Source organism: Synechococcus sp. H55.9 (assembly GCF_047462355.1).
GTDB lineage: Bacteria > Cyanobacteriota > Cyanobacteriia > Thermostichales > Thermostichaceae > Thermostichus.
On the sequence record NZ_JANSJB010000049.1, the window covers coordinates 1 to 7,340 of the forward strand.

Genomic DNA, 7,340 nt, shown 5'->3' on the forward strand with positions numbered 1-7,340 from the left:
AGGGAGGGGGGGAAGCTGGACGAGCAAGGGCTGGTGAACAACTGTACCCACCTGGGCTGCACCTTCCCGTGGAACCCGCTGGCCGAAGAGTTCCAGTGTCCTTGTCACGGATCCCGCTATGCGGCTGATGGCTCGGTGATTCGAGGGCCGGCAGCGCTGCCTCTGAAACTGGTGCGGGTGGAGGTGCGGGAGGGGTGGATCTGGCTCTCTCCCTGGTTGGATGTCGATCCGCGAACGGGGAGTCTGCCCTGGTGGGTGTGAAGGAGGGCGCTCTTGGGATCGGCTTCTGGCCGCAGGTTTTTTTCATCAAGTTCAGAAAAGAGGGGGCATTTTCTATGGCTCGCGTCGTCATCATTGGGGCTGGGCTGGGAGGGCTGCCTACTGCCTACGAGCTGCGGCATCTTTTGCCGCAGGGATCCCACCAGGTAACTGTAGTCAGCAATACTCCAAAGTTTACGTTTACCCCTTCTCTGCCGTGGGTGGCGCTGGGCCTGAAGCGGCTGGCGGACATTCAGGTGGAGCTGCCGCAGCGGCTGGAGAGGAAGGGGATTGAATTTATCCAGGGCACGGTAACCGACTTGCAGCCGCCAAAGCGCACCCTGCGGGTTAACGGGGAGCCTCTGGCCTACGACTACTTGGTGGTGGCCACGGGAGCGGAGTTGGCCTTGGACGCCATCCCAGGTCTGGGGCCGGAACAGGGGTTTACCCAGTCGGTGTGCACGCCGCACCATGCTTTGCTAGCTCAGAAGGCGTGGGCAGAGTTTCTCCGCCAGCCGGGGCCGCTGGTGGTGGGGGCGGTGCCGGGGGCCAGTTGTTTTGGGCCGGCCTATGAGTTTGTCTTGCTGGCCGAGGGGCAGTTGCGAAAAAGAGGGCTGCGGGAGCAGGTGCCCATCACCTTCATCACGCCGGAGCCCTATGCTGGCCATTTCGGGATTGGCGGCATGGCGGGGGCCGAGGAGCTGGTGAAACGGCTGCTGGCCCAGCGGCAGATCCGGGTTTTGGCCAATACTGCCATTGCCTGTGTCGAAGAGGGGGAAATCGTGCTGGCAGAAGGGGAGCGGATCCCTTTTGCCTACGCCATGCTGCTGCCGCCCTTCCGGGGAGCCCAGTTCCTGCGGGAAGTCCCCGGCCTGACGGACGCCCGCGGTTTCCTGCCGGTAACTTCCACCTACCAGCATCCCGACTTCGATAGCTTCTATGCGGTGGGCGTGGTGACCCAGCTAGCCCCTTCCGAGACAACCCCTTTGCCGGTGGGAGTGCCCAAAACCGGCCAGATGACCGAGGCGATGGGGATGGCAGTGGCGCACAATATCGCCCTGCGCCTGGGAGCCCTGCGGGGGGAACCCGTGAGCCCGACGCTGGAAGCCATCTGCTTTGCCGACTTCGGCGATACGGGCATTCTCTTTTTGGCGGATCCTGTCTTGCCGGTGCTGGGGCGCCGCCGCCGCGCCCTGGCCGTACAAGGGCCATGGGTCAGTTGGCTCAAGTCCGCCTTTGAGCACTATTTCCTGGCCAAGATGCGCTGGGGGTGGGCGGTGCCTTGGTTTGAGCGCCTCAGTTTGCAGGGGGTGGGGCTCTCTCTGATAGAGCCCATCTCCAAGCCATTGGGAGATTTGGTCTCCCCTTAGAAAAGTTCCGATTTTCTCGTCACGCTCAAGTTACGCCGGACACTTGCGCTATGAAAACTCAAGTCGGCAGGTTGCAACAACAAACGTTTTCCGGCTGGAGCTGGGGCCACCTGGGCTGGGCGCTGCTCTTCCTCTCGCTAGGGGGGCTGGGCGGCTGGCTGCTGGGATCCCAAGGCCGGCCCGGCCAAGGGGGGGCAGCTTTGGAGGTTGCCGGTCGCGTCGGCGGGACAGGGTCCCTGGAAGCCACCGAGGCCGCCCCGCTGACCACGCTGGAGGTCAAGCCACGGGAAATCAGCCAAGAGCGGATCCTGGTGGGCAGCCTAGAGGCCGTGGAGCGCACCCCCCTCAGCAGCCGCATCGTGGGCCGAGTCGTGGAGCTGCCGGTTCAGGAGGGGCAGCGGGTGGCGGCTGGATCCCTGATTGCCCGCCTGGATATCAGCGATGTGCAAGCCGCCCAGCAACAGGCCCAAGCCCAGCGGCAACAGGCTGAGGCGCAACTGCAGCAGGCCCAAGCAGGCCTTCTGGCCGCCCAGGCGGGGGTGAGGGGAGCGGAAGAAGCCTTGCGCCAGGTGCAAGCCCAGAAGCAGCAGGCGGAAGCGGAGCTGCAGGAGGCCCGTTTGCACCAAGAGCGGATGCAGAAGCTGCACGCCGAAGGAGCCGTGGCCCAAGCCCAGGTGGATCAGGCCAATACGCGGGTAGCCGTGCTCCTGGGCCGCCTGGCCCAGCTCGAGGCCGGGATCCAGCAGGCCGAACAGGGATTGACCCAAGCACGGGCCCAGCTTGCCCAGGCGGAAAGCCGGATCCCTGAGGTGCAGGCAGCCATGGCCCAGGCCCAGGCAGGGGTGGCGCAAACCCAAGCCAACCTTGCCTACGGAACCCTGGTTGCCCCCTTTGCCGGCGTCGTCACCCGCAAGTATGTGGAGGTAGGGGCTTTGGCGGGGCCGGGCCAGCCGATTGTGGAGCTAGAAAGCAGCGAGCGGCTGCGGTTTTCCGTGGCCTTGCCCGAATCCCTGGCCGGCCAAATCCGGGTGGGACAAGCGGTGCCCATCAGCATCGACAGCCTCAACCAAACCGTGGAGGGAACCATCCGCCAAATCATCCCCAGCGCCGACCCCAGCTCAAGAACGGTGGAGGTGAAGGTGGAGATTCCCCCGCTCCCCGGAGCAATGCCGGGCATGCTGGGCCGTCTGAAGTTGGCAGGAGAAACCCGCCAAGCCCTGCTCCTGCCCCAAGCAAGCCTGGTAGAACAGTTCGGCCTTACGGGCGTGTACCGGCTGGTGGACGGCAAGCCGCTGTTTACGCCCGTGGTGGTGGGATCCCGCTATGGGGATCAGGTGGAGATCCACAGTGGGCTACAGCCTGGAGACGAGGTAATCCAGGAAGCGGCTGCCGTCCGGGCTAGATCCTTCTGAAAACTGTTTCCTAGGACAGAAGCCCAGAGTTCTGCTGACTTTCTTGATTTCCACCGGGCTTGCGGGGCTTTCGCCGCTGCGACCTTGTCGGGCTGAGGCAGCGGAAAGAAGTCCCTCACCGCCCTGAAGCTTTTCTCCTCGCCCCGCTTGCAACAGCGTCGCAGAGTGATGGCTACGGAGCGGGCAAGCTTCTTGATCTGGGTGGGAGAAAACCGTCCTCTGGGCTGCGCCTGGGAACCCTGGGAGCGACCCAGAACCTGAACCCGTCTTGGTAAATCCAGTTTCTTTTTGGGTATACTTCCGCTATACTCATCTCGTACAGATTCCGAGTTCCTTCCCCTGAAGATGACCTGGCGCGCTCCCTTTTTTGGCTACTTTAGCTTTCCCTGGCAACGACCAGGGCGGAAGGGTGGCGCGTAAACTATAGAGCCTAGGTTTACCCGAGTCAGTCCTGAAGCCCTGAGCCCAGTGCCAGGGCTTTTTTGATGGCTCGATGCTCCATTCCCTCACTTCCCATCCCTTGCACACAATCTTGCCCACGATGAAGGACAGTTCTATGCCCCCCCAAACCGACAACTGCAACATCCAAGAGGTGACTCCCTTGATTGCCCCTGCTGCTGTCAAGGCCAAGCTGCCGCTGACGGAAGCGGCAGCCCAAGTGGTGCTCTCCACGCGGCAAGCCATCCGCGACATCATCCACGGGCGGGATCTCCATCGCTTGGTGGTGATTGTCGGCCCCTGTTCCATCCACGATCCCGAAGCGGCCTTGGAGTATGCCCACCGCCTCAAGCGGGTGGCCGATCGAACCCGCGAGCACCTGGTGATTGTGATGCGCACCTATTTTGAGAAGCCGCGCACCACAGTGGGCTGGAAGGGCCTCATTAATGATCCCCACCTGGACGGCTCCTGCGATATTGCCACTGGCTTGCAACTGGCCCGTTCCATCCTATTGCAGATCAACGAGCTGGGCTTGCCCTGTGCCACAGAAATGTTGGATCCGGTAACTCCCCAATACACCGCAGACCTGGTGAGCTGGGCGGCCATCGGCGCCCGAACCATCGAAAGCCAGACCCACCGGGAAATGGCCAGTGGCCTCTCTATGCCCGTGGGCTTCAAAAATGGCACCGACGGGCGGCTGGAAATTGCCCTCAACGCCATTCTCTCCGCCAGTCACCCCCACAGTTTTCTGGGCATCGGCCAAGACGGCATGACGGCCCTGGTGAAAACCACCGGCAACCCAGACCGGCACATTGTGTTGCGCGGCGGCGGCGGCAAGACCAACTACGGCCCGGAAGATGTGGCGCGGGCGGCGCTGCTGATGAAGGATCAAGGGATCCCGCGCTCGGTGATGGTGGACTGCTCCCACGACAACTCCCACAAAGACTACCGCCAGCAGGGAGCCGTCTGTCGGGCAGTGCTGCGGCAGTACCAAGCAGGGCAGCGGGCCTTGATGGGGCTGATGCTGGAGAGCAACCTCAACCCAGGCAAGCAAACCTGGCAGGAAGGGGCACCACTCAAGTACGGCGTTTCCATCACCGACGGCTGCATCGGCTGGGAGGAGACCGAGGATCTGTTGCAGGAGATGGCAGCAGTCGTAGCAGGGAAAACCTTGGCTTTGAATCACTGAAAAAGCCCTGCAAGACCCAAGCAAGGCAATAAAGTTGTGCTCGGCAGCAGTGCAACTCCCCTCTCCCTCTGGGAGAGGGGCTGGGGGTGAGGGCTGACTCCCTCTGGGAGAGGGGCTGGGGGTGGTCGCGTGAGCGGCGCGGAGCGCTTGGGCTGACTCTCTCTGGGAGAGGGGCCGGGGATAAGGACAACTGCTGCCAGAGCATCAGACGGGATCTAGGAGTTAGCAGAAAGGGGTACGCTGGCAAGGCTAAGATCCGATTGACCCAGTTCCGTTCCCTGCTCCCGCAGCGGGCGGGATGGGTCAACTTGGAAGCTGTTGATCCCTGCAACCTCTTCTGACCCTGTGCCGACGCTACAACTGGCCTCGCCAACTTCCGCGGCCTGGATCGAGCAGGCCATTCGCCACCTCGACCTGATTTTGCTAGATCACGCCAACTGCGAGAAGAAAGCAGCGGGCAATGCCCTCAGTTTGCTGTTTCGCTACCCCGCCAACGGGCGGCTGGTGGAAGCCCTTTCACCACTGGCGCGGGAGGAGCTGCAGCACTTTGAGCGGGTTCACCGGCACCTGCAACGGCTGGGGATCCCGATCAGGCCCCTCTCGGCTGCTCCCTATGCCAGCCGCCTCAACCAGCACCTACGCCGCTCCGAGCCGGAGCATCTCTTGGATGCACTGCTAGTGGCCGCCATCATCGAGGCCCGCAGCCACGAACGCCTAGGCCTGCTGGGGATCCACGTCCCCGACCCGGAGCTGCGGCAGTTTTACCTCTGGCTGGCGGCGGCTGAAGAGCGGCACTGGCAGTTGTATTTGGATCTGGCGCTAGAACAGTTCCCCGCCGAGCCGGTGCAGGAGCGGCTGGACGCTTTGCTGCAGGTGGAAGCCGAGATCCTCTCCACCCTTCACCCCGAGCCTCGTGTCCACAGCTAACCTCTCCCCTTCCCGTGCAACCCCATGTTCCAGGCAACGCGGCGGTGGCTGGCCCTCTGGTACACGGTGGTAACGGGGGTGTTTTTGTTGCTGTTTGCCGGCAGCTTCTACTGGTATGTGCAGTCAACCCTGATTGAGCGGGTGGACGACACGCTGGGCCATGTGGTGGAAATTGTCGAGCGCTCCCTGGTGGTGGACGAGAGCCTCTTGGACCCGCAGCAGGCCCGCCACAGCTTGGAAGCCAGCTTTCGGGATGATCCCAGCACCCTAGCAGACGACCACATCGACCTGGAGTGGTTTGATCCCCAGGGATCCCTCATCTGGTCCACCGTGCCCGGCGGCATCCCTGCCCCCCTGCTGACGGAGGGATCCCTGCACACCGCCCGCATCGCGCCTGGGTATTGGCTGCGCCAGTTCACCGAGCCGATCCTGGCCAGTGGGAAGCTGCTGGGGTATTTGCGGGTCAGCCACCCCTGGTTTGAGGTGAGCAAGCCGACACGCCAGCTCATTCGGGATCTCAGCCTCTGGGTAGCGGCCAGTTTGGCCTGTGTAGGAGGAATCGGCTGGCTGCTCTCCGGTTTGGCCATGCAGCCCATCCGCCAGTCTTACCAGCAGCTCAAGCAATTTACCGCCGATGCCTCCCACGAGCTGCGCAGCCCCTTGGCCAGCATCCAGACCACGGTACAGGTGGCTTTGGCAGACTCCCAATTGGATGCCGACACCCGCCAGCGCTGGCAGATGGTGGAGCGGCTGTGCCTGCGGCTGGGCCGGCTGGTGGACGACCTGCTGTTTCTGGCCCGCCACGACAGCGGCATGGTGCCTTTCCAGCCCCGCTGCTGTGCCCTGGATGCTCTGCTGCTGCAGGTGGTGGAAGAGTTGCAGGGCTTGGCCAACCAAAAAGGGATCCGTCTAAAGCTGGATATGGCCGCCCCCCCAGAGGAGACAGGAGGGGATCCCTTTGCCTTTTGGGGGGATGAAGAGCAACTGGCCCGCCTGTTCACCAACCTAATCGAAAACGCCCTTCTCCACACCCCCCCCGGCGGCGAGGTGCAGGTGCGGCTAAAACAGCGGCTGCGCTCCGGATCCCCAGAACTGGTGCTGCAGGTGCAAGATACCGGGCCGGGGATCCCACCCCAGGCACTGCCCCACCTGTTCGACCGTTTCTACCGGGTGGATCCGGCCCGCAGCGGGGATCCCAATCGGCGGTCGGGCTCAGGTTTGGGGCTGGCCATTGTCAAAAGCATCGCCGAGCAGCACCGGGGACAGGTGCGGGTTGAGAGCAAGGTGGGGCAGGGATCCACCTTTGAGGTGATTTTGCCCCAGCGACGATTGGAAACTTGCACTCCAGAAACTGTCTAAAGGTGCTCTAGAAAACAGACAATCCTTGGACAGTATGTTAAATTCAGACTAAAGTTCAGTCTACTCTTTACTGCAAACATCCTGGCTTAATAGCCTTACTTTTGAGCCGAGGCTCTTTTTCTGACTTTCCGTCATTTTCTGTTTCCGGATTTCAGAATTTCTCTTTAAAAGCAAAGTCAGGACTAAGACAGATGAGGCGGAACTGGATCCCAGCCTCTGCTTTCTCTTGCAAGTTGCCGGCAGGGTAGTAAGCCGACTGCTTGAGTATGTCTGTTTACCGGCAAGTCCGGAGAAGTTCCTCTCCCCCTCCTCCAAAAAAATGTATCGTTTCCAAGTTCGCGCCACCACTCAGCCCGGTGATCGAATTGCCCTGGTGGGATCCAGCCC

6 protein-coding genes are annotated in these 7,340 nt (G+C 62.2%); all 6 read left to right on the forward strand.

Annotation, left to right across the window (positions count from 1 at the left end; all coding sequences use genetic code 11):
• The coding region (locus NW857_RS07820) for a Rieske 2Fe-2S domain-containing protein (RefSeq protein ID WP_414368565.1) at positions 1-261 on the forward strand (261 nt) is incomplete at its 5' end.
• A gap of 74 nt (positions 262-335) precedes the next feature.
• A complete protein-coding gene (locus NW857_RS07825) occupies positions 336-1,628 on the forward strand; it encodes an NAD(P)/FAD-dependent oxidoreductase (RefSeq protein ID WP_414368567.1) in 1,293 nt (430 codons plus the stop codon).
• 50 nt (positions 1,629-1,678) lie between these two features.
• Positions 1,679-3,040: an efflux RND transporter periplasmic adaptor subunit gene (locus NW857_RS07830; RefSeq protein WP_414368569.1), complete on the forward strand. Its 1,362-nt coding sequence runs from the start codon at positions 1,679-1,681 to the stop codon at positions 3,038-3,040.
• A 556-nt stretch (positions 3,041-3,596) separates the two neighbouring features.
• Positions 3,597-4,667 carry a 3-deoxy-7-phosphoheptulonate synthase gene (locus NW857_RS07835; protein ID WP_414368571.1) on the forward strand — a complete coding sequence of 357 codons (1,071 nt, stop codon included), beginning with the start codon at positions 3,597-3,599 and terminating at the stop codon, positions 4,665-4,667.
• A 321-nt stretch (positions 4,668-4,988) separates the two neighbouring features.
• Complete coding sequence (locus NW857_RS07840; RefSeq protein ID WP_414334102.1) at positions 4,989-5,594, forward strand: tRNA-(ms[2]io[6]A)-hydroxylase; 606 nt, start codon at positions 4,989-4,991, stop codon at positions 5,592-5,594.
• Positions 5,595-5,618: 24 nt separating this feature from the next.
• Complete coding sequence (locus NW857_RS07845; protein WP_414338314.1) at positions 5,619-6,953, forward strand: sensor histidine kinase; 1,335 nt, start codon at positions 5,619-5,621, stop codon at positions 6,951-6,953.
• Positions 6,954-7,340: the final 387 nt, after the last annotated feature.